General features: G+C 69.4%; 17 protein-coding genes. 13 read left to right on the plus strand and 4 right to left on the minus strand.

Going from position 1 to position 20,783, the window contains the following annotated elements; genetic code table 11:
- The first annotated feature begins 51 nt into the window (after window positions 1-51).
- A complete protein-coding gene (locus PX554_RS08180) occupies window positions 52-1,707 on the plus strand; it encodes an ATP-binding protein (RefSeq protein WP_275500574.1) in 1,656 nt (551 codons plus the stop codon).
- 15 nt (window positions 1,708-1,722) lie between these two features.
- Here the strand turns inward: PX554_RS08180 and PX554_RS08185 are convergent, their stop codons facing one another.
- A complete protein-coding gene (locus PX554_RS08185; protein ID WP_275500576.1) occupies window positions 1,723-3,201 on the minus strand; it encodes a M23 family metallopeptidase in 1,479 nt (492 codons plus the stop codon).
- 295 nt (window positions 3,202-3,496) lie between these two features.
- Between PX554_RS08185 and PX554_RS08190 the strand changes: the two genes are divergently transcribed.
- From PX554_RS08190 to PX554_RS08215, 6 genes are all read left to right on the plus strand, one after another.
- Complete coding sequence (locus PX554_RS08190; protein WP_093224899.1) at window positions 3,497-5,989, plus strand: helicase-related protein; 2,493 nt, start codon at window positions 3,497-3,499, stop codon at window positions 5,987-5,989.
- Complete coding sequence (locus tag PX554_RS08195; RefSeq protein ID WP_371128288.1) at window positions 5,982-6,278, plus strand: RNA-binding S4 domain-containing protein; 297 nt, start codon at window positions 5,982-5,984, stop codon at window positions 6,276-6,278. Before PX554_RS08190 ends, PX554_RS08195 begins: the two co-directional genes overlap by 8 nt.
- Window positions 6,279-6,332: 54 nt before the next feature.
- On the plus strand, window positions 6,333-6,674 hold the full coding sequence (gene fdxA / locus PX554_RS08200) for a ferredoxin FdxA (protein WP_093224901.1): 342 nt from the start codon (window positions 6,333-6,335) through the stop codon (window positions 6,672-6,674).
- Between the two features lie 227 nt (window positions 6,675-6,901).
- The gene (locus PX554_RS08205) at window positions 6,902-7,435 is read left to right on the plus strand and encodes a CarD family transcriptional regulator (protein WP_069203963.1); all 534 of its coding nucleotides are present in this window, start codon (window positions 6,902-6,904) and stop codon (window positions 7,433-7,435) included.
- A 111-nt stretch (window positions 7,436-7,546) separates the two neighbouring features.
- Complete coding sequence (locus PX554_RS08210) at window positions 7,547-8,266, plus strand: head GIN domain-containing protein (RefSeq protein ID WP_093224903.1); 720 nt, start codon at window positions 7,547-7,549, stop codon at window positions 8,264-8,266.
- Between the two features lie 60 nt (window positions 8,267-8,326).
- Entirely contained in the window at window positions 8,327-9,043 is a 717-nt protein-coding gene (locus tag PX554_RS08215; protein ID WP_093224904.1) for a GIN domain-containing protein, read from the plus strand.
- A 147-nt stretch (window positions 9,044-9,190) separates the two neighbouring features.
- Here PX554_RS08215 and phbB read toward each other — a convergent pair whose 3' ends face one another.
- Genes phbB through PX554_RS08230 form a run of 3 tightly spaced genes read right to left on the minus strand, consistent with a single transcriptional unit; the run spans window position 9,191 to window position 13,188 of the window.
- Entirely contained in the window at window positions 9,191-9,913 is a 723-nt protein-coding gene (gene phbB / locus PX554_RS08220; RefSeq protein WP_093224906.1) for an acetoacetyl-CoA reductase, read from the minus strand.
- Between the two features lie 30 nt (window positions 9,914-9,943).
- Window positions 9,944-10,948, minus strand: a complete 1,005-nt coding sequence (gene hemH / locus PX554_RS08225) for a ferrochelatase (protein WP_093224907.1) — start codon at window positions 10,946-10,948, stop codon at window positions 9,944-9,946.
- On the minus strand, window positions 10,948-13,188 hold the full coding sequence (locus tag PX554_RS08230; RefSeq protein WP_275500997.1) for a xanthine dehydrogenase family protein molybdopterin-binding subunit: 2,241 nt from the start codon (window positions 13,186-13,188) through the stop codon (window positions 10,948-10,950). The genes hemH and PX554_RS08230 overlap by 1 nt, the downstream gene beginning before the upstream one ends.
- Window positions 13,189-13,479: 291 nt before the next feature.
- On the opposite strand from PX554_RS08230, the gene lgt reads away from it, so the two are divergent.
- From lgt to PX554_RS08260, 6 genes are all read left to right on the plus strand, one after another.
- A complete protein-coding gene (gene lgt / locus PX554_RS08235; protein WP_275500589.1) occupies window positions 13,480-14,370 on the plus strand; it encodes a prolipoprotein diacylglyceryl transferase in 891 nt (296 codons plus the stop codon).
- A gap of 73 nt (window positions 14,371-14,443) precedes the next feature.
- A complete protein-coding gene (locus tag PX554_RS08240; RefSeq protein ID WP_420833430.1) occupies window positions 14,444-15,526 on the plus strand; it encodes a class I SAM-dependent methyltransferase in 1,083 nt (360 codons plus the stop codon).
- Complete coding sequence (locus PX554_RS08245) at window positions 15,523-16,032, plus strand: GNAT family N-acetyltransferase (RefSeq protein ID WP_275500591.1); 510 nt, start codon at window positions 15,523-15,525, stop codon at window positions 16,030-16,032. Before PX554_RS08240 ends, PX554_RS08245 begins: the two co-directional genes overlap by 4 nt.
- Entirely contained in the window at window positions 16,029-16,790 is a 762-nt protein-coding gene (gene pgeF / locus PX554_RS08250) for a peptidoglycan editing factor PgeF (protein WP_275500592.1), read from the plus strand. Before PX554_RS08245 ends, pgeF begins: the two co-directional genes overlap by 4 nt.
- Window positions 16,791-16,942: 152 nt before the next feature.
- Window positions 16,943-18,265: a cystathionine gamma-synthase family protein gene (locus PX554_RS08255; RefSeq protein ID WP_275500595.1), complete on the plus strand. Its 1,323-nt coding sequence runs from the start codon at window positions 16,943-16,945 to the stop codon at window positions 18,263-18,265.
- A gap of 137 nt (window positions 18,266-18,402) precedes the next feature.
- Window positions 18,403-20,712, plus strand: a complete 2,310-nt coding sequence (locus PX554_RS08260; RefSeq protein WP_275500596.1) for a GH92 family glycosyl hydrolase — start codon at window positions 18,403-18,405, stop codon at window positions 20,710-20,712.
- Window positions 20,713-20,783: the final 71 nt, after the last annotated feature.

The following is a 20,783-nucleotide window of genomic DNA, read 5'->3' on the forward strand; positions in this document are numbered from 1 at the left end:
CTTTACGACTCGAGCGTTAAGCACACCGCCCTCAATTGGGACGAGCCGCGAATGATCGAGATGCCGGGCGGCCACGCCTTCGCCACACCCGCCCCGCCGCGTGCGGCCAGCCCGCGCGACCCGATCGGGATCGTTATCGAGATCGCCGGATCATGCGGGCGGGTCGTGTTCGATCCCGGCCGGCTCGCCGCGCTCGAGCGGCAGGACGATCCAATCGTCGCCGCCGCCGGTTCGGTCGGCAGCCAGATCAAGCTTCGCGTCGGCGGCGTCTGGCTGGTCGCCAGCGTGCGATCGCTCGAACTCGCCGACGATGGCGAGCGGATCGTCGCGCTGGTCGATTTCCTCGGCGAAGGCGATGCGAGCCCGCGAACCGACGTGCTCGCCCGCTTCCGGCGCGGCGTCACGCGCTATCCGATGCCGGGCTGCCACGTTCATCCGGTCGCCACCGCCGATCTGCGCCAGATCTACGCCACCGAAGATCGCGCCCATATCGAAATCGGCACCGTCCACCCGACCCGCGATATCCGTGCCGCGCTGTACGTCGATGCGATGCTCGGCAAGCATTTCGCGCTGCTCGGCAGCACCGGCACCGGCAAGTCGACCAGCGCCGCGCTGATCCTGCACCGTATCTGCGATCTCGCACCGCAGGGCCATATCCTGATGATCGACCCGCACGGCGAATATGCCGCCGCGTTCAAGACCAACGGCGCGATCTTCGACGTCTCGAACCTCCAGATGCCCTATTGGCTGATGAACTTCGCCGAGCATTGCGAGGTGTTTCTCACCACGACCGGCTCGTCGCGCCAGGCCGATGCCGACATTCTCGCCAAATGCCTGTTGCTCGCGCGCGGTAAGGGCCGGCTCGGGCAGGCCATCGCGAAGCTGACGGTCGATGCGCCGGTCCCCTATCTGCTCAGCGATCTCACAGCCTTCATCCAGCTTGAAATGGGTAAGCTCGACCGCGCCGGCGACACCGCGCCGTATATGCGGCTCAAGACCAAGATCGAGGAGATCAAGGCCGATCCGCGCTACGGCTTCATGTTCTCGGGCCTGCTGGTCGCCGATACGATGGCCGGGTTCATCGAACGGATTTTCCGCTTGCCCGGCGGCGGCAAGCCGATCTCGATCATTGACGTGTCGGGCGTGCCTTCCGAGATCACCTCCGTGGTGGTGGCGGTGCTGAGCCGGATGGTGTTCGATTTCGCGATCTGGTCGCGCCACGAACCGCGGCGCCCGATCCTGCTCGTTTGCGAGGAAGCGCACCGCTACATCCCCAACGAGCGCAACGCCGATGCCTCGTCGGTCGGGCGCATCCTCGGCCGGATCGCCAAGGAGGGCCGCAAATATGGCGTCTCGCTCGGCCTCATCACGCAGCGCCCGTCCGATCTCGCCGAGGGCGTGCTGTCGCAATGCGGCACGATCATCGCGATGCGGCTCAACAACGATCGCGATCAGGCGTTCGTCCGCGCGGCGATGCCCGAGGGCGCGCGCGGCTTCCTCGATGCGATCCCCGCGCTGCGCAACCGCGAATGCATCATCTGCGGCGAAGGCGTCGCGATCCCGATCCGCGTCGCGTTCGACGGGCTGGAAGAGGTGAAACGCCCGGCCTCCGAGGATCCGGTGTTCTCGGCGCTTTGGACCGAAGTCGGCGGCGAGGACGAGATCATTGCGCGCACGATCACGCGCTGGCGCGCGCAGGGGCGGTAAGCCCGGCGACGCCTGTCACCGGGCGCCCGGCTTCACCGCCAGCAGCGACCCCACCCGCGCTTTGAACGCGCGCAGCGCGTCGCCCGAAAGCTGCACCACGCTCGACAGCGAGATCGTGCGCGGATTGACCGACACGCCGTTGCGCCACACCTCCCAGTGCAGATGCGGCCCGGTCGAAAGCCCGGTCGAGCCGACATAGCCGATCACCTGCCCACGCGCGACGCGCGTGCCGGTGCGCACCGCGATCCGGCTCATATGGCCATAGCCGGTCGCGATCCCGCCCGGCCCGGCGAGTTTGACGAAATTGCCGTAGCCGCCGGTGCGGCCGGCGAACTGGATCACGCCATCGGTCGCGGCGTGGATCGGCGATCCCCAGGGCGCGCCGATATCCATGCCCTTGTGCATCCTGAGAATGCCGAGGATCGGGTGCATGCGCAGCCCGAAGGTGGAGGTGACGTGGCCCGAAACCGGCATTCCCATCGCACCGCGCCGTTCGGTCTGGCCCGACGATTCGAACCATTGCGCGCGCTCGCCGTCGCCCCATTTGACGAGCTGGAGCGGCTTGCCGCCGCCGCGCTTCAGCCCGGCGAACAGCAGCCCGCCGAGTTGCACCTCGCCGGTGGCGGCGCGCGCCTGCTCGACGATCAGGTCGAAACTGTCCGCCGCATGCACGTCGCGCCCGACCGAGAGCCGGCTGGCGATCGCGCGGATATAGGCTTCGACCACCTTGGCCGGGGCGCCGGCGGCGCGTGCGGAGCGGTACAGGCTCGATCCGACCAGCCCCTGAATGCGCAGCGGCGTATGATCGACCGCGATCACCTGCCGGCTAAGGGTGAGCGCCCCGCCAACGCGCTTCAGCGAGAGTTGCAGATCGAAGCGCGCGCGAAACGAGAGCTGGTCGAGCGGGCGCGCCACACGCTTGCTGGCCCGCCGCCCGAGCGTCAGGTCGATCTGCGTACCGGGCTTGAGCTCGTCGAGCGAGGTCGCCGCCGTGATGAGCCGCATCGCCGCGTCCGAATCGCCTTGTGACACGCCCGCGCGGCGCAACACCGCGGCGAAGCTGTCGCCCGCGCCATAGCTTGCCGACAGGTCGACGCTCGGCCGCTCGGGCGTCTCGGTGAGCGGCGCGACGAAATCATTGGCGGCCATCCGATGCCCGGTGTTGGCGCCATAAGCGAGCGGCGCGATCGATTGCGCGCGCGCTTCGTCCCACTGCGCGCCGGCGAGCGGCGGCGCCACGGTGCCGGCGATCGGGTGGATGCGCGGCGCCAGCGCCACCGCGCCGGCGCACAAGAGCGTGCAGGTCAGCGCACCCCGCCACCAGTCCGCGGACCCGATCCGCGCGCCCAGGTCGGGCACCCAGTCGATCTTCTCCAGCGCGGCGCGAAAGCGTTCGAGCGGGGTGGGGGCGCGAAGCGGCGACAGCGTCCGGCCGAGCGACACGGTGGCCGTGCCGCCAGCCAGTTCGATCCCGGAATCGCTACGCAAGAACACGGCTGACCGCCCCCCTCATGACGCCGCCCAATACATCGACCCCCGGCGTGAGGTCAGGATGTGTGTGGCGCCAAAGGATGAAAGTCAATTTAACCCGCCACCCGCTTTCCCGCCGCTGCGGCGAGGCGTTCGCCGAGTCGGGCAAGAAGTTTCGACATGCGGATATCGCGCTCTTTGTACGGGGTTACGCGCCGCCTTTCGCAAGACGCCCGCGAACATCACGGCGCGAAAATCGCCGGTCAAGGACGATCTTGTGGTTGCGCATCCCCTCCCGGCAGCCGATGTTACCAGCGTCATGTCACGCGCCGACCACCGGGTCACCGCCGTTCTGGGGCCGACCAACACCGGCAAGACGCATCTCGCGGTCGAGCGGCTGTGTGCGCATTCGAGCGGGATGATCGGCTTCCCGTTGCGGCTGCTCGCCCGCGAAGTCTACGACCGTGTCGTCAAACTCAAGGGCGCCAACCAGGTCGCGCTCATCACTGGCGAGGAGAAGATCGTCCCCAAGGACGCGCGCTGGTTCCTGTGCACCGCCGAGAGCATGCCGCTCGACCGCGAAGTCGCGTTCGTCGCGCTCGACGAAGCGCAACTCGGCGCCGATCCCGAGCGCGGCCATGTCTTCACCGATCGCATTCTGCGCGCGCGGGGGCGCGAGGAGACGATGCTGCTCGGGTCCGAGGCGCTCCGCCCGATGGTCAAGGCGCTTGTGAAAGACGCCGAGATCATCACCCGGCCGCGCTTTTCCACGCTCAGCTATGCCGGCGCGCGGAAGATCAGCCGCTTGCCCAAGCGCTCGGCGATCGTCGCCTTCTCGGCCGAGGAGGTCTATGCCGTCGCCGAGATGCTGCGGCGCTTGCGTGGTGGCGCGGCGGTGGTGATGGGCGCGCTCTCCCCCCGCACGCGCAACGCGCAGGTGGCGATGTTCCAGGCGGGCGAGGTCGATTATCTCGTCGCCACCGACGCGATCGGCATGGGGCTCAACATGGATGTCAGCCATGTCGCTTTCGCGTCGCTCCACAAGTTCGACGGGCATCGCCAGCGCCGCCTTACCGTCGCCGAGATGGCGCAGATCGCGGGTCGCGCCGGGCGGCACCAGCGCGACGGCACGTTCGGCGCGCTGGTGGAGGATGGCCCGAGCGCGTTCGGCCCCGAGGAGGTGCTGGCGATCGAGGAACATCGCTTCGCCCCGCTCGACCATCTCTATTGGCGCGAGGGCGTGCCCGATCTGTCGAGCATCGGCGCGCTGATCGCGAGCCTCGAGCAGCGCCCCGAAGCGCGCGTGTTGCGCGCCGCGCCGGAGGCGACCGATCTCGCCGTGCTCAAGCGGCTCGCGGGCGAAGATTGGGTGCGCGACCGGGTGCGGGGCACGAAGATGGTCGCGCGGCTGTGGGCCGCCTGCGGGCTGCCCGATTTCCGCAAGCTCGGGGTCGATCCGCACGCGCGCTTCGTCGGGCGCGTGTTCGGCTATCTGAGCGACGGTCTCGGCCATGTCCCGCACGAATGGTTCGCCAACGAGATCGCCCGGCTCGACAATGTTGCGGGCGATGTCGAGACGCTTGCCGGGCGGATCGCGGCGGCGCGGAGTTGGGCCTATATCGCCAACCGCGCCGACTGGCTTGCCGACCCGGCACATTGGAGCGCGCGCGCCGGCGCAGTCGAGGAGCGGTTGTCCGACGCGCTCCACCTCAGCCTGACGCAACGTTTCGTCGACAAGCGCACCACGCTGCTGATGCGGCAGATCGGCGCCGATCCGCGCGCGCTGCCCGTCACTGTGGGGCCGGAGGGCGAGGTCAGCGTAGAGGATCATCCGATCGGCACGCTGAACGGTTTCCGCTTCACCGTCGCGCCCGACGCGCGGCTTGCCGACAAGCGGCTGCTGCTTGCGGCCGCCGAACGCCGGCTCGGGACCGAGCGCGCGCGGCGCGCGCAGGCGCTCGCCGATGCGGCCGACGCCGATTTCACCCTCGCCGAGGACGCGCCGGCGATCCGCTGGGCCGGACATGAGGTCGCGCGGCTCGGGCCGGGGCCCTCGCTGGCGCGGCCGCGCGTGCTGCTCAATCGCGCGCTCGATTGCCTCGACCGGCCCGCGCAGACGGCCGCGCGCGAGCGGCTCGAACGCTGGGTCACTGCGCAGATCGCGCGGCGGCTGCCCGTGCTCGGCACGCTCGACGCGGTGTTGCGCGACGCGCACGCGTCGCCGCCGCTGCGCGCGGTGGCGGCGGGGCTGGTCGATGCCGGCGGGATCGCGACGCGGATGAGCGTCGGCCAGGCGGTTGACGCGCTCGATCCCGCCGCGCGCAAGCGGTTGCGCGCCGCCGGCGTGACGATCGGCGCGCTCGACCTGTTCGATCCGCGCCTGCTCAAGCCCGAGCCGGCGCGCTGGCGGCGGATGCTGCTTGCCGCGCGCGGGGTGGCGGTGTCGCCGCCACCAGCCGCCGGCCCGACGGTGCTGCCGCGTCAAGCGCCGGGCGCGCACCTCCAGCACGGCTATCGTCCACTCGGCAGCCAGGCGGTGCGCGTCGATCTCGCCGAACGGGTCGCGCGGGCGGTGCATGATGCGCGTGACGGCCATCGCCCGTTCGCGCCCGATCCCGCGCTCGCCACCTCGATCGGGATGACGCCCGACACGCTCGCGCGGCTGATGGCGGCGTTGGGCTTCCGCGCCGCCCGCCCGGAGGATGGCCGGCCGCGCTGGGCATGGCGCGGCCTCACCCGCGCGGCGCCGACCGCGCCGCCGCGCGACAATGCGTTCGCGGCGCTTGCAGATTTGGGAGCACGGCTTGGCTGAAGGCACGATGCGGCTCGATGTGTTCCTCTGGCATAGCCGCATCGTCAAGACGCGCGCGATCGCCCAGGCGCTCGCCACCGCGGGCCGCCTCCGCCTAGATGGTCGTCCCATCGACCGTGCCGCCGCGCCGGTGCGGATCGGCGCGGTGATCGCATTCGCGACGCCGGCGGGGCGGGTCCGCGCGATCCGGGTCGAGGCGCTGCCCGCCCGGCGTGGGCCGCCAGCGGAGGGACGCGCGTGCTACAGCGATTTGCTTGAGAACGGCTCGCATCTTGTCCCCGGTGATTGACGGGGCCTGTCCCCGCGCATAGCAGGGCGCGATTACCGTCCCGGAGTGAGTTTAATGACCTACGTCGTCACCGATGCCTGCATTCGCTGCAAGTATATGGACTGCGTAGAGGTGTGTCCGGTCGACTGCTTCTATGAAGGCGAGAACATGCTCGTCATCAACCCCAGCGAGTGCATCGATTGCGGCGTGTGCGAGCCCGAATGCCCGGCCGAGGCGATCCTGCCCGATACCGAGAGCAATCTCGAACAATGGCTCGAACTCAACGCCACCTTCTCGGCGCAATGGCCCAACGTCACCCGCAAGCTCGATCAGACGCCGCCCGACGCCGATGCGATGAAGGACGAAACCGGCAAGTATGACAAATATTTTTCGGCGGCGCCGGGCGCCGGCGACTGATCGCGTCCGCCACTTGCTAGGATCGGCCCGCCACGGCGGCCCCCGCGCGTTCATGACGGCGGGCTGGTAATTTTATTGCTGGTGTGTTATAGCATCGGCGACGGAGGCGCGGTCGCGCGTTTCTCCCGCTGGAGACGTTAACACACCCACACCCGCTTGCACCCTCGCAGCCTCTTGCGCGCGGTGCTGTCGCACGGGATCACCGGTCCTACAGAAAGGCTAACGGAATGGCTGCCAAGGCGCTGTCCTTCGACGTCGGCGATTATGTCGTTTACCCCAAGCACGGCGTCGGCCGTGTCATCGAGCTGCAACGGCAGGAAATCGCCGGGATGCAACTCGAACTCTACGTGCTTCGCTTCGAAAAGGAGCGCATGACGCTCCGCGTCCCCACCAACAAGGCCGAGAGCGTCGGCATGCGCAAGCTGTCGAGTGACAAGACGCTGCGCGAGGCGCTCGAAACGTTGACCGGCAAGCCGCGCGTCAAGCGCACGATGTGGTCGCGCCGCGCGCAGGAATATGAAGCGAAGATCAATTCGGGCGACCTCGTCTCGATCGCCGAAGTGGTCCGTGATCTGTTCCGCGCCGACGACCAGCCCGAGCAGAGCTATTCGGAGCGCCAGATCTTCGAAGCGGCGACCAGCCGCCTCGCGCGCGAGCTCGCCGCGATGGAACAGGTCGATGAGCCGACCGCGCAGGAGAAGATCCTCGAGATCCTGCGCAAGGCCGCGGCGATCCACAACAAGGACAAGGTTCCCGCTTGATCCGCGGCGCCTTTTCCTGACGTTCAAAGGGGGCGGCCGGTGACGGCCGCCCCTTTTTCGTTGTGGCTCACGCGATTGTGTATTATAAAAACAATACACAAGGAGGATGGCATGCGGTTCGCGTCTCTCATCGCGCTGATGGCGTTGGTCGCCTGTTCACCGGCCGAGGACCGCGACGCCGCCGCCGCGACCGGCGGCGGCACGTCACGCATTTATGAGGTGGCCGGTTTCAACGGCGTTGCGCTGCGCGGCTCGGATGACGTCGATATCCGCGTCGGCAGCGGCTTCTCGGTCCGCGCCGAGGGGCCGGCCGCCGAACTCGACGCGCTTCGAATCGTCCGCGACGGCGACGTGCTCAGCATCGGCCGCAAGCAGGCGTTTGGCTTTCAATGGGGCGACAAGGCCCATGTGAAGATCTTCGTGACGATGCCGCGCATCACCAGCGCCGATCTCACCGGCACCGGTGATCTCGCGATCGACCGGGTCGAGGGCGAGCGCTTCCGCCTTCATAGCCAGGGTTCGGGCGACGTCGCGATCGGCACCCTCGGCGTCGAATCCGCCGATCTGACGCTGTCGGGCACCGGCGGGCTGTCGGCCAAGGGCAGCGCGCACCAGCTCAAGATCGACCTGACCGGCTCGGGCGACGTCGATGCCGCCGGGCTGAAGGCGACGAACGCGACGGTGTCGGTGCTGGGAACCGGCTCCGTGCGCGCGACGGTCGAAGGGCCGGCGCGGGTGTCGGTCACCGGAACCGGCGACGTCGATCTCGGCCCGGCGGCGCGGTGCTCGACCACCAACACCGGCACCGGCGAGGTCCGCTGCGGCGGCTGATCGAACGGCAACGTCCCGTTCGCGCTTGTGTGGGGGCACAAAGCGGACGATGCCCTTCGCGTGAAACGTCTTCTCGCCGCCCTGCCGCTGTTCTGCCTCCCCGCGCCCGCCGCCGCCGAACAGCGCGGATTCGCGATCGGCAGCTTCGACCGGGTCCGCATCGACGGGCCGTTCCGCGTGATCGTGACGCTCGGCGGCGCGCCCGGCGGCAGCGCCGAGGGCGATCCCCGCGCGCTCGGCGATCTCGACGTGCGCGTCGATGGCACCACGCTGATCGTGCGCGCGGGCGTGAACGGCTGGGGCGAGCAGGGCGGCGCCCGACACACCGCGCCGGTCGTGCGTATCTCGACCCAGGCGATTCGCAGCATCGTGGCGGTCGGCGCGGCGCAGGTCTCGGTCGGCGGCCCGTTTCGCGGCCAGCGGCTGGACCTGTCGCTGACCGGCAGCGGGACGCTCGCCGCGCCGACGATCGACGCCGATCAGCTTTTCGCGACCGTGCTCGGCGCGGGCACGATGACCCTTGGCGGGCGCGCCGCCAAGGCGCGGCTGACGACGAGCGGCAGCGCCAGCATCGCCGCCGCGCCGCTGGTCGCGGACGATCTCACCGTCCGGCTCGACGGCAATGGCGCGATCGACGCGCAGGCGCGCTACACCGCTGCCGTCACCACCACCGGCCTCGGCGGCGTGACGGTGTACGGCAAGCCCGCCTGCACGGTGAACGCGGTCGCGGGCGGCCCGGTGAGCTGCGGCCAGGTCGACTATCCGCCCCCGGACTGACCTTCCCTTCCGCTTGGCACAAACGGGTGATTTGCATGCCGGCGCCGACGGCGAAGCCGTCGGCCGGGTTCGGCTTGGCGCCGACCCGCCGGCCGTGCCGGGCGACGCGCGGAGCGCGTCGGCGCGGCTCGGCCGGCCCTGCGCCCGTCAGTACATATGTTGTCCGCCGTTGATGCTCAGCGTCGAGCCCGTCACGAAGCCGCCGTCCTCCGAACACAGGAACGCGACGCCGCGCGCGATCTCATGCGCCTGCCCCAGGCGGCCGACCGGAATCTTGGCGACGATCTTTTCGAGCACATCGGCCGGAACCGCCGCGACCATGTCGGTGTCGATATACCCCGGCGCGATCGCGTTGACGGTGACGCCGGCGCGCGCGCCTTCCTGCGCGAGCGCCTTGGTGAAGCCGTGGATGCCCGATTTGGCGGCGGCGTAATTGACCTGGCCATATTGGCCGGCCTGCCCGTTGATCGAGCCGATGTTGACGATCCGCCCCCATTTGCGCTCGCGCATGCCGGGGAACACCGCCTTGGCCATGTTGAAGCAGCCGCCGAGATTGGTGTCCATCACCTCTTTCCACATCTCATAGGTCATCTTGAGAATGGTGCCGTCGCGGGTGATGCCGGCGTTGTTGACGAGAATATCGACCGGCCCGAGTTCTTCGACCACTTTGGCGCAACCGGCGAGGCAGGCCGCGTGATCGGCGACGTCCCATTTGTACGCGGCGATACCGGTACGCTCGGTGAACTCCCGCGCGCGCGCGTCGTTGCCCGCATAGGTCGCGGCGACCGTCACCCCCGCTTCCTTGAGTGCGAGACTGATCGCTTCGCCGATACCGCGCGTTCCACCCGTGACAATTCCTACGCGTGCCATGTCTCTCTCCTGCGTTTGGCCGTTTCGACGCTAGGCGGCGGGGAGCCACCCTTCAAGTTCTTGTCTGAGTATTTGCCGCAAAAGCTGCACCCCTGTGGTGCTATCGTTCAGGCAGGGAAGATAGGCGAAGTCCGTGCCCCCCGCCGCCAGAAACGTCTCGCGTCCGCGAATCGCCAGTTCCTCGAGCGTTTCCAGACAATCCGCCGAGAAGCCCGGCGCGACGATCGCCACCCGCTTCACCCCTTGCGCGGGCAGGGCGGCCAGCGTGGTGTCGGTCGCGGGTTCGAGCCATTTGGCGGGGCCGAAGCGCGACTGGAAGGTGATGGTGAGCGGTCGGTCGATCGCCTCGGCGAGCAGCCGCGCGGTCTTCTGGCAATGGCAGTGATAGGGATCGCCGAGCTCCAGCGTGCGCTTGGGCATGCCGTGGAAACTGGCGAGGATCGCATCGGGCGTGAAATCGAGCGCGGCGAGCGACGCCTCGACCGATGCTTTCAGCGCGGCGATGTAGCGCGGATCGTCGTGATAGGGCGGCAGCGTGCGCAGCGCCGGCTGCCAGCGCATCGCCGCGAGCGTGGCGAAGGCGCTGTCATTGGCGGTGGCGGTCGTGGCGGCGCAATATTGCGGATAGAGCGGGGCGATCAGGATGCGCTCGCACCCGGCCGCCTTCATCGCCGCCAGCCGCTCGGGGATCGCCGGCGTGCCGTAGCGCATCGCCCAATCGACCGTGACGCCGTCACCGAAAGCGCCCTGCAACGCGCGCGCCTGCGCCGCCGTGATCGCCGCGAGCGGCGAGCCGTCCTCGCGCCAGACCTGGCGATAGGCATGCGCCGACTTCCGGGGGCGGGTGTTGAGGATGATGCCGCGCAGGATCGGCTGCCAGAGCAGGGGCGAGATTTCGACGACGCGGCGATCCGACAGGAATTCGCCGAGGTAGCGCTTCACCGCGCGCGGCGAGGCATCATCGGGCGTGCCGAGGTTGACGATCAGGACGCCGATGCGCGGCGCCGCGACGGGGGGATGGTTGGCGGGGAGCATCAGGAGTTTCCTACGGTGAGCGGCAACGAACGCAGGCGGTAGCCGGTCGATGTCTGCAAGGCGTTGGCGATCGCGGGCGCGACCGCGGGCACGGCGAGTTCGCTCACCCCACCGGGATCGGCCTCGCTCGAAATCAGTTCGACGGTGATGTCGGGCGTGTCGGCGAGGCGCGGCAGGCCGAGGTCGCGCAAGGTGCGCACGTCGGCGCGATTCTCGCTGAACCCGGTCGCGCCGCCGATCGCCGCCGCCATGCCGAAGATCAGCCCGCCCTCGATCTGCTGGCGGACGAGATCGGGGTTGATCTGCCGCCCGCAATCGACCGCCGCGACGATGCGATCGACCGCGACCGTCCGGTCGTCGTCGATATGCGCCTCGGCCAGCACCGCGATGTGGCTGCCGCGAAAGCTGTGGCAGGCGATGCCTTGCCCGCTGCCCGGCACGCCGCCTTCCCATCCGCCGAGCGCGGCGGCGGTCGACAGGCAGCGCGCCAGCCGCGCATCGCCGCCGAGCATGGCGATGCGGAACGACAGCGCCTCGGTGCCCGCGACATGCGCCAGCTCGTCGATGAAACATTCGGTGAAGAAGGCGGTGTAGCTGTGCGCGCCCGAGCGCCAATGGCCGGTCGGCACGCCGATGTCGGCGGGGTGATGGTCGATCGCATAGGCGGGGATTCGGTAGAACGGGCGCGCGCCGGCGACCGCGTAGCGATCGCCCGCGGCGGGCAGCGCGAGCGCCGCGCGCGCGGCCGCATCGGTGTCGAGCAGCCGCGCGGCGAGCTCGCGGCCGGTGGCGGGCGCGGCGATCCGCGCCTGCCAACCTAGAATCTGGCCGTTGGCGCCGAGCCGCGCCGCCATGCGCGCACGCGCGGGCGGGCGATAGCGATCGTGCTGGAGATCCTCGCGGCGCGACCAGGTGAGCTGCACCGGGCGCTTGAGCACGCGCGCGAGCACCGCCGCCTGCTGCGCCGCGCGGTGATCGAGATTGGCGCCGAACGATCCGCCGATCAGCATCGGATAGACGGTCACGGCGGCTTCGGCGATGCCGAGCGCGGCCGCGGCGGCGGCGCGGGCGAGACCGGGCGCCTGCGTGGGCAGCCACAGTTCGAGCCGCCCGTCCTCGAGCCGCGCCGTCGCGGTCATCGTCTCGATCGCGGCATGGACGGCGATGCCCGCGCGGTACGCGGCGGTGACGAGCCGCGCGCCCTTGAACACCGGCGCGAGATCGCCCTTCGCCCAGATCCGCGTACCGTCGCCTTTGAGCGCGGCATCAAGCGCGGCGTCGATGCTGTCGTTGTTGATCGGGGCGCCGCGAATCGTGAATCGCGGCGCGAGCGCGTCGAGCGCGCGGTCCGCCGCCCAGCCGTTGCTCGCCACCGCCGCGACCCACCCATCGTTGGTGACAACCGAGAGCATGCCGCGCACCTTCGCGGCGGCGGCGCGATCGACCGAGAGCAGGCGGGCATCGCCGAGCGGCGCCTGGCGGATCGCGGCGAACACCATGTCGGGCAGGCGGATATCGCCCGCGAAATTGGCGGAGCCGTCGATCTTGGCGGGGGCGTCGAGCCGGGGCAGCGGCTGGCCGGTCAGCCGGTTGGTGTCGTCCGCGCGCAGCGGCAGCGGATCGGGCAGCGTGCCGCCGGGGGCGGCTGCGGCGAGCTCCGCGAAGCGCAGCCGCTGCTTGCCGTGCGTCACGAAGCCCGCCTCGGCCGCGCACGCCCGCCAATCGACGCCCCACCGCTTCGCCGCCGCCTGGCACAGCAGCACGCGCGCCGCCGCGCCGGCCGCGCGGAGCGGCGCTTCGAACATGCGCACCGAGGTCGATCCGGCGGTGAGCAGGAGCGCGCCGCGCCGCGCATGGGCTTCGCGCAGCGGTGGCGGCACCGCGTCGAACACGCCCGCGAACAGCGTGTCGGCGGCGCGCGGGTTGGCGTAGAGCGGGTTGAGCGGGGCGGGCTGCACCGCGACGGTGCGCCAGTCCGCGCCCAGTTCGTCGGCGAGGATCTGCGGGAGCGCGGTATAGACGCCCTGGCCATGTTCGGCCTGCGGCACCGCGACGGTGACGGTGCCGTCCTCGCCGATCTTGAGCCAGGCGTTGAAGAGCGTCTCCCCCTTCGCGAGCGGCAGGTTGGGCGCATAGCCGCGCGGCCAGAGCGCCCAGGCGACGAGCAGCCCGACGCCGGCGCCGCCGCCGACCAACAGCCCGCGCCGGCTGACGTTGCTTCCCTCTCCGCGTGCGGCCATTGCCCTGCTGTACCCGGCGAAGGGTGGCGTCACCATAGCTTTCCTCGCAAAGCCCCGTTCGGTTCGAGCAGCTTCGAGCGAAGCCGAGAAGCGGCCGTCGAGAACCGGGTGGCGAGGGGCGCCTTCTCGACTGCGATCTCGACTTCGCTCGTTCTCCGCTCGAAGCGAACGGAGCGGGTGGGCGAACGGAGTGGCTGCGACGCGTGGTGCTAGGCGTTAGGCGCAGCCGATCGTTCCGCACTTGGCCGTGGCCGCACCGGGGACTATGGAAGCGCACGAACGTTCGAGGACATGCGCTTGACCCTGATTGCCGCCGCCGCCGCGCTCGCGACGCACACCCAGACGCATTTGCGGTTCGAGCAACTGCACCTCAACCCGGTCGCGCTCAGCCTCGGCTTCTTCGACATCAAATGGTATTCGATCGCCTATATCACCGGCATCCTGATCGGCTGGTGGTATCTGCTCAAGCTGATCGCGCAGCCGGGATCGCCGATGGCGCGGCGGCATGCCGACGATCTGGTGTTCTACGCGACGCTCGGCATCATCCTCGGCGGGCGACTCGGCTATGCCGTGTTCTACGCGCCCGAGATGTTCCTCCACCCGCTCAACATCCTGCGGTTGTGGGACGGCGGCATGTCGTTCCACGGCGGGATGATCGGCACCTCGCTCGGCATCATCCTGTTCGCGCGCAACCACAAGCTCGATTGGCTGCGGGTGCATGACTATCTCGCCTGCTGCGTCCCGTTCGGGCTGTTCTTCGGGCGGATCGCCAATTTCGTGAACGGCGAACTGTGGGGCAAGCCGAGCGACGTGCCCTGGGCGATCATCTTCTCGCGCGGCGGCGGCGAGATTCCGCGCCATCCGAGCCAGCTCTACGAGGCGGGGCTGGAGGGGATCGCCCTGTTCGCGGTGCTGTGCTTCTTCTTCTGGCGGACCAAGGCGCGCTACGAACCGGGCAAGCTCGTCGGCATCTTCCTGATCGGCTATGGCCTCGCGCGCTTCACGGTCGAATTCTTCCGCGAGCCCGATGCGCAGTTCGCCGGCACCTTCTTCGCGACCACGATCCACATGGGGCAGGTGCTGACGCTGCCGATGATCCTGGCCGGCGCGTATCTGGTCGCCACCGCCAAGGGCCGCCGCACCCGCGTCGAGCCGATCGCGGGCGGGGAGAGCGTGGCTTGATGCATACGATATTCCCCTTCCGCTTGCGGGAGAGGTTAGGGGAGGGCGTGTCCACACATGCCCGGCCCGCGTTTTGACCGCCCCTCCCCCGACCCCTCGCGCAAGCGGGAGGGGAGAAGAAGCATCGCTCGCCGATCGGCTGGCGCGCGCGATCACGCTCGCCGGGCCGATCCCGATCGCGCAGTTCATGGCCGCCGCCAACGCGCATTATTATGCGACGCGTGATCCGCTGGGGGCGGGCGGCGATTTCACCACCGCGCCCGAGATCAGCCAGATGTTCGGTGAGCTGATCGGGCTGTGGGCGGCCGATCTGTGGGACAGCGCCGGGCGACCCCATGCGGCGTGGGTCGAGTGCGGCCCCGGACGCGGCACGCTCACCGCCGATGCGCTGCGCGCCGCCGCCAAGGCGGGGTTCGCGCCGCCGGTCCATTTCGTCGAGACCAGCCCGGTGCTCCGCGCCGAACAGGCCAGGCGCGTCGAGGGCGCGACGTGGCACGACGACGTGACGACGCTGCCTGACGGCGTGCCGCTGATCGTCGTCGCCAACGAATTCTTCGACGCGCTGCCGATCCGCCAGCTCGTGCGTGCGGCGGACGGCTGGGCGGAGCGGTTCGTCGCGTGCCAGGACACGCTGTTCCTGCCGGTCGCGGGCAAGCCGGTGCCCGCCGAGATCATCCCCGCCGCGTTGCGTGATGCCGCGCCGGGATCGATCATCGAGACCTCGCCGGCGAGCGTCGCGATCTTCCGCGCGCTCGCCCGCCGGATCGCGCAGCAGGGCGGCGCGATGCTGACGGTCGACTATGGCTATGAAGGTCCGGCAATCGGTGACACGTTGCAGGCGGTGCGCGGCCACGCCTACGCCAATCCGTTCGAGTCGCCGGGAGAGAATGACCTGACCGCGCATGTCGATTTCGCCACGCTCGCCGCCGCCGCGATGAAGGAAGGCGCGCGGCCGTCGCCGGTCGTCACGCAGGGCGCGTTCCTGCGCGCGCTCGGCATCGACGCGCGCGCGGCCGCGCTCGCCAAGGGCGCCCCGGCGCGGGCGCGCGACATCGTCGCCGACCGCGACCGGCTGACGATCGAGATGGGGGCGCTGTTCAAGGCGCTTGCCGTGACCGCGCCGGGCTGGCCGTTGCCGGCGGGGTTTGCTTCGTGATCGTCTATCGCGACGCGCGCGCCGCCGATGCGCTGCCGCTGTCGGCGATGGCGCGCCAATCGTTTATCGAGACGTTCGGCACGCTCTACAGCGAGTCCGATCTCACCACCTTCCTCGACGATGCCTTCGGCGTGAACGGGCTGGCGGCGCAGTTGTCCGATCCCGATTTCACCGTGCGACTGGCGATCGACTCGGGCGCGATCATCGGCTTCGCCAAGATGGGACCGGTCACGTTCCCCGGCGAGTGGCGGCCCGACGCGATCGAACTCTACCAATTCTACGTGCTCGGCCCCTGGCAGGGGCACGGCGTCGCGCAGGAGATGATGGACTGGGCGATCCGCCACGCGCGCGAGCACGGCGCCCGCGAGATCATCCTCAGCGTCTATGTCGACAATCATCGCGCGCGGCGGTTCTATGAACGGCGCGGTTTCGAGGAGATCGGCGCTTATGCCTTCCGGGTCGGCGAAACGATCGACGACGACCGGTTGCTGCGGTTGGTGATATGAGCATCGAGGTGAACCGCGCGGCCGTGCTGGAGGGCGCCGCGCACGGCTTCCTCGGGCGGGGCGGCGGGGTGTCGCGCGGCGTATATGCGGGGCTGAACGTCGGCGTCGGTTCGGATGACGATCCCGACGCGATCACCGAAAACCGCCGCCGCGCCACCGAGGCGGTGTTGCCGGGCGCGAGCCTGGTCACGCTGTTCCAGGTCCATTCGTCGGACGCGGTGACGGTGCTCGCGGCGTTCGAGCAATTCGGGCGCCCGCGCGCCGACGCGCTCGTCACCGATCGGCCCGGCCTCGCGCTCGGCATCCTCACCGCCGATTGCGCGCCGGTGCTGTTCGCCGACATGGCCGCCGGCGTGGTCGGCGCGGCGCATGCGGGGTGGAAGGGGGCGCTCGGCGGCGTCACCACCTCCGCCGTGCTCGCGATGGAGGCGCTGGGCGCGCGCCGCGAGCGGATCGTCGCGGCGATCGGCCCGTGCATCGCGCGCGACAGCTATGAGGTCGATGACGCGTTCCTGCGGACGTTCGACGCCGCCGATCCGGCCAACGCGCGCTTCTTCTCGAGCGGGCGCGCGGGGCACCACCAGTTCGATCTCCGAGCCTATGTCGCGCATCGGCTCGCCGACGTGGGCGTGGGGCGGATCGAGACGCTCGGGCTCGACACCTATGCCGATGAGGACCGCTTCTTCAGCTTCCGCCGCGCGACGCATCGCGGCGAGCCGGGCTATGGGCGGCAGATTTCGATCATCGGGCTGAGCTGATCGTCGCCCGGCGGCGGCGTTCGGCGTGATCGGGTCGAACGCGATGGAGCGGCCCCGGTCTTCGCCGGGGCGACGAACGGGTGCTGCCTTTTGTCCGCGAGATCGTTACATCTGTGACAGGCCCGCTTCAGCCGGGTGCGCAGGAGACCAAGATGACCGACGAAACCGAAGCCGACCTCACCGGCGGCGTGCCCCAGCGCCGCGCCAAGCCCGCGCTCGAATCGATCGGCGCGCGCAAGCTCAGCCCCGCGACGCGGATGATGGGCCACGGCTATGATCCGATGCTGTCGGAAGGATCGCTGAAACCGCCGATCTTCCTGACCTCGACCTTCGTCTTCCCCAATGCGGCGGCCGGCAAGCGCCATTTCGAGGGCGTCACCGGCAAGCGGCCGGGGGGCGCCGACGGGCTCGTCTATTCGCGCTTCAACGGGCCGAACCAGGAGATTCTGGAGGATCGGCTCGGCGTGTGGGAGGAGGCCGAGGACGCGCTCGCTTTCTCGAGCGGCATGTCGGCGATCGCGACGCTGTTTCTCGCGATGGTGCAGCCCGGCGACACGATCGTCCATTCGGGGCCCCTCTACGCCGCGACCGAGACGCTGATCGCGCGCATCCTCGGCAAGTTCGGGGTGAAGTGGCTCGATTTCCCGGCGGGCGCGACGCGTGCCGAGATCGACGCCGTGCTGGAGCAGGCTAAGGCGCAGGGCCGGGTCGCGCTGATCTATCTCGAAAGCCCCGCCAACCCGACCAACGCGCTCGTCGATATCGAGGCGGTGGCGGCGAGCCGCGACGCGATCTTCGCCGACGCCGAGGAAAAGCCGCCGATCGCGATCGATAACACCTTCCTCGGCCCGCTCTGGCAGCAGCCGCTGCGGCACGGCGCCGATCTGGTCGTGTACAGCCTCACCAAATATGCCGGCGGGCACAGCGATCTCGTCGCGGGCGGCGTGCTGGGATCGAAGGCGCACATCAACACGATCCGTTCGATGCGCAACACGATCGGCACGATCTGCGACCCGCATACCGCGTGGATGCTGTTGCGCAGCCTGGAGACGCTCGAACTGCGGATGAGCCGCGCGGGCGAGAATGCCGCCAAGGTCTGCGCGTTCCTCGACGGGCATCCCAAGGTCGAGCGGGTCGGCTATCTCGGTTTCCTCGAGGCGCACGGCGACGCGCGGCAGGCCGACATCTATCGCCGGCATTGCACCGGCGCGGGCAGCACTTTTTCGCTGTTCCTGAAAGGCGGCGAGGCGGAAAGCTTCGCCTTCCTCGACGCGCTTCAGATCGCCAAGCTCGCGGTCAGCCTCGGCGGCACCGAGACGCTGGCGAGCCACCCCGCCGGCATGACGCACCTGTCGGTGCCCGACGCGCGCAAGGCGGCGCTGGGGATCACCGACAATCTGGTGCGCATCTCGATCGGGGTTGAGGACGCCGGCGACCTGATCGCCGATTTCGAGCAGGCGCTGGCGGCGATTTGATCGGCCCGCCTCAATTCCGTTCGTGCTGAGCGAAGTCGAAGCACGTGTTCCGGGCGGGAGCGCTTGGGGCACGTGCTTCGACAAGCTCAGCACGAACGGGGATGGCGTAGGATGGTCCGGGCTGCTCTACTGTCCCAATGCGCCACCCCCTCCTGCTCGCCGCTCTCCTCGCTACCACCCCGCTCGCCGCGCAGACGCCGGCGCCGATCGACACGGTCGATCCGATGATCGGCACCGGCGGCGAAGGGCATACTTTCCCCGGTGCGACGGCGCCGTTCGGGATGGTGCAGCTCTCGCCCGACACCGATACGCGCTGCGAGATCCGCGCATGCTACAGCCACGCGGCGGGCTATCGCTACGAAGACCCGACCATCCAGGGGTTCAGCCACACGCATTTCTCGGGCGCGGGGCATAGCGACCTCGGCGACGTGCTGGTGATGCCGGCGGTCGGTGCGCGCGTCGCGCTCGATCCGGGCGATCCCAAGCAGCCGGGCACCGGCTATCGCTCACGCTTCGACCACAAGACCGAAGCCGCGCACCCCGGCTATTATGCGGTGACGCTCGCTGACAGCAAGGTGCGCGCCGAGCTGACCGCTGGCACGCGGATCGGCGTGCATCGCTACACGTTTCCGGCCGGCCAGGCGGCGCATCTGCTGATCGATCTGCGCTCGTCGCTCTACAACTATCCCGGCAAGGTGCTGTGGTCCGGGCTGCATCTCCGCCCCGACGGCGTGCTGACGGGTTTCCGCGAAACGCGCGGCTGGGCGCCGGGGCGTAAGCTGTACTTCGCGATGCGCTTCTCCGCGCCGCTTACCGACCACGCCTTTGTCGATCGCGAGGAGAAGCTGCTCTACAAGGGCTTCCAGGGGCCGGGGCGCGGCAGCGATGCGCTCGCCGAGAAGCTCGGGCGCGCGCTGGAGGCGCGGCTCGATTTCGGCGTGCTGAACGCGCCGCTCGAGGTGAAGGTCGCGCTGTCGGGCGTGGATGAGAATGCCGCCGTCGCCAATCTCGCCAGCGAGTCGGGCGATTTCGATGCGGTGCGCGCGCGTACCACCGCTGCTTGGGAGAAAGCGCTCGGCGCGGTGGCGATCGATGCGCCCGCGCCGATCCGCACCAGCGTCTATACAGCGCTCTATCATGCGCTGCTCGCGCCGAGCGTGTGGAGCGATGCCGACGGACGGTATCGCGGGCCGGACGATCAGGTCCATCAGGCCAAGGGCTTCACCTTCCGCTCGACCTTCTCGCTGTGGGATACGTTCCGCGCCGAACATCCGCTGCTGACGTTGGTGCAGCCGGAACAGACCACCGCCGATGTCGTGCAATCGCTGGTGGCGAGCCAGCAGTTTAGTCCTGACGGCATCCTGCCGGTGTGGCAGTTCGCCGGGCGCGAGACGTGGTGCATGATCGGCTATCATGCCGTGCCGGTGATCGCCGACGCCTATCTGAAGGGGCTGCGCGGGTTTGATGCCGACGCCGCGCTCGCCGCGATGGTCGCGAGCGCCGATCACCGCGCGTATGGGGGCCTCGGCGACTATATCGATCGCGGCTATGTGCCGATCGACAAGGAGCCCGAGGCGGCCTCGAAGACGGTCGAATATGCGTTCGACGACTGGAGCATCGCGCGGATGGCGCGGGCGATGGGCAAGACCGACATCGCCGACCGATTCGAGAAACGCGCCGGCAACTGGCGGAACAGCTTCGACGCGAACAGCGGCTGGCTGCGCGCTCGGCTTTCGACCGGCGCGTTCCGCACGCCGTTCGATCCGACCGCGATCAACTATGGCTCGGACTATACCGAGGGCAATGCGTGGCAATATAGCTGGTTCGTGCCGCAGGACGAGGCCGGGCTGATCGCGCTGCTCGGCGGCGATGCGAAGACGATCGCCAAGCTCGACGCGATGTTCGATTTCGACACCAGCAAGGTCGATTACAGCCATGCGGAAGATATCGCCGGGCTGATCGGCCAATATATCCACGGCAACGAGCCGAGCCACCACGTCGCCTATCTCTACGCTTATGCCGGCGCGCCGTGGCGGACGCAGGCGCGGCTCAAGCAGATCGTCGACAGCCAGTACAAGCCGACGCCCGACGGGCTCGCGGGCAATGACGATCTCGGGCAGATGTCGGCGTGGCTGGTGTTCACCGCGCTCGGCTTCTACCCCGTCGCGCCGGGATCGAACCAATATGTCCTCGGGCGGCCGTTCGTGTCGCGCGCGGTGCTGACCTTGCCGAACGGCAGGCGCTTCACGGTGGTCGCCGATGGCCTGTCGGATGCGCACCCCTATATCGGCGCGGTGACGCTGAACGGCGCGCCGCTCTCGCGCAGCTTCGTGACCGACGCGGAACTTCGGGCCGGCGGGGAGTTGCGCTTCACGATGGCGGCCGCGCCGAACACATCTTGGGGCAGCGGTGCTGCGGCGCGGCCGTTCTCGATATCAGCACGCTGACCGCCCCGGCGCGGCGAACTTTCGGGCGCGCTCAGCCCCGATGAGGAGGGGATTTCCCGTTTTCGGCGGCG

The sequence above is a fragment of the Sphingomonas pollutisoli genome (genome assembly GCF_029167165.1).
In the GTDB taxonomy this organism is placed as follows: domain Bacteria; phylum Pseudomonadota; class Alphaproteobacteria; order Sphingomonadales; family Sphingomonadaceae; genus Sphingomonas; species Sphingomonas pollutisoli.

What these genes read in the sequence shown, in the direction of transcription:
- PX554_RS08180 (WP_275500574.1), top strand. Translation starts at nt 52, where the DNA reads ATGATCGAGATGCCGGGCGGCCACGCCTTCGCCACACCCGCCCCGCCG.
- PX554_RS08190 (WP_093224899.1), top strand. Translation starts at nt 3,497, where the DNA reads ATGTCACGCGCCGACCACCGGGTCACCGCCGTTCTGGGGCCGACCAAC.
- fdxA (WP_093224901.1), top strand. Translation starts at nt 6,333, where the DNA reads ATGACCTACGTCGTCACCGATGCCTGCATTCGCTGCAAGTATATGGAC.
- PX554_RS08205 (WP_069203963.1), top strand. Translation starts at nt 6,902, where the DNA reads ATGGCTGCCAAGGCGCTGTCCTTCGACGTCGGCGATTATGTCGTTTAC.
- PX554_RS08210 (WP_093224903.1), top strand. Translation starts at nt 7,547, where the DNA reads ATGCGGTTCGCGTCTCTCATCGCGCTGATGGCGTTGGTCGCCTGTTCA.
- phbB (WP_093224906.1), bottom strand. Translation starts at nt 9,913, where the DNA reads ATGGCACGCGTAGGAATTGTCACGGGTGGAACGCGCGGTATCGGCGAA.
- hemH (WP_093224907.1), bottom strand. Translation starts at nt 10,948, where the DNA reads ATGCTCCCCGCCAACCATCCCCCCGTCGCGGCGCCGCGCATCGGCGTC.
- PX554_RS08230 (WP_275500997.1), bottom strand. Translation starts at nt 13,188, where the DNA reads ATGGCCGCACGCGGAGAGGGAAGCAACGTCAGCCGGCGCGGGCTGTTG.
- lgt (WP_275500589.1), top strand. Translation starts at nt 13,480, where the DNA reads ATGCGCTTGACCCTGATTGCCGCCGCCGCCGCGCTCGCGACGCACACC.
- pgeF (WP_275500592.1), top strand. Translation starts at nt 16,029, where the DNA reads ATGAGCATCGAGGTGAACCGCGCGGCCGTGCTGGAGGGCGCCGCGCAC.
- PX554_RS08255 (WP_275500595.1), top strand. Translation starts at nt 16,943, where the DNA reads ATGACCGACGAAACCGAAGCCGACCTCACCGGCGGCGTGCCCCAGCGC.
- PX554_RS08260 (WP_275500596.1), top strand. Translation starts at nt 18,403, where the DNA reads ATGCGCCACCCCCTCCTGCTCGCCGCTCTCCTCGCTACCACCCCGCTC.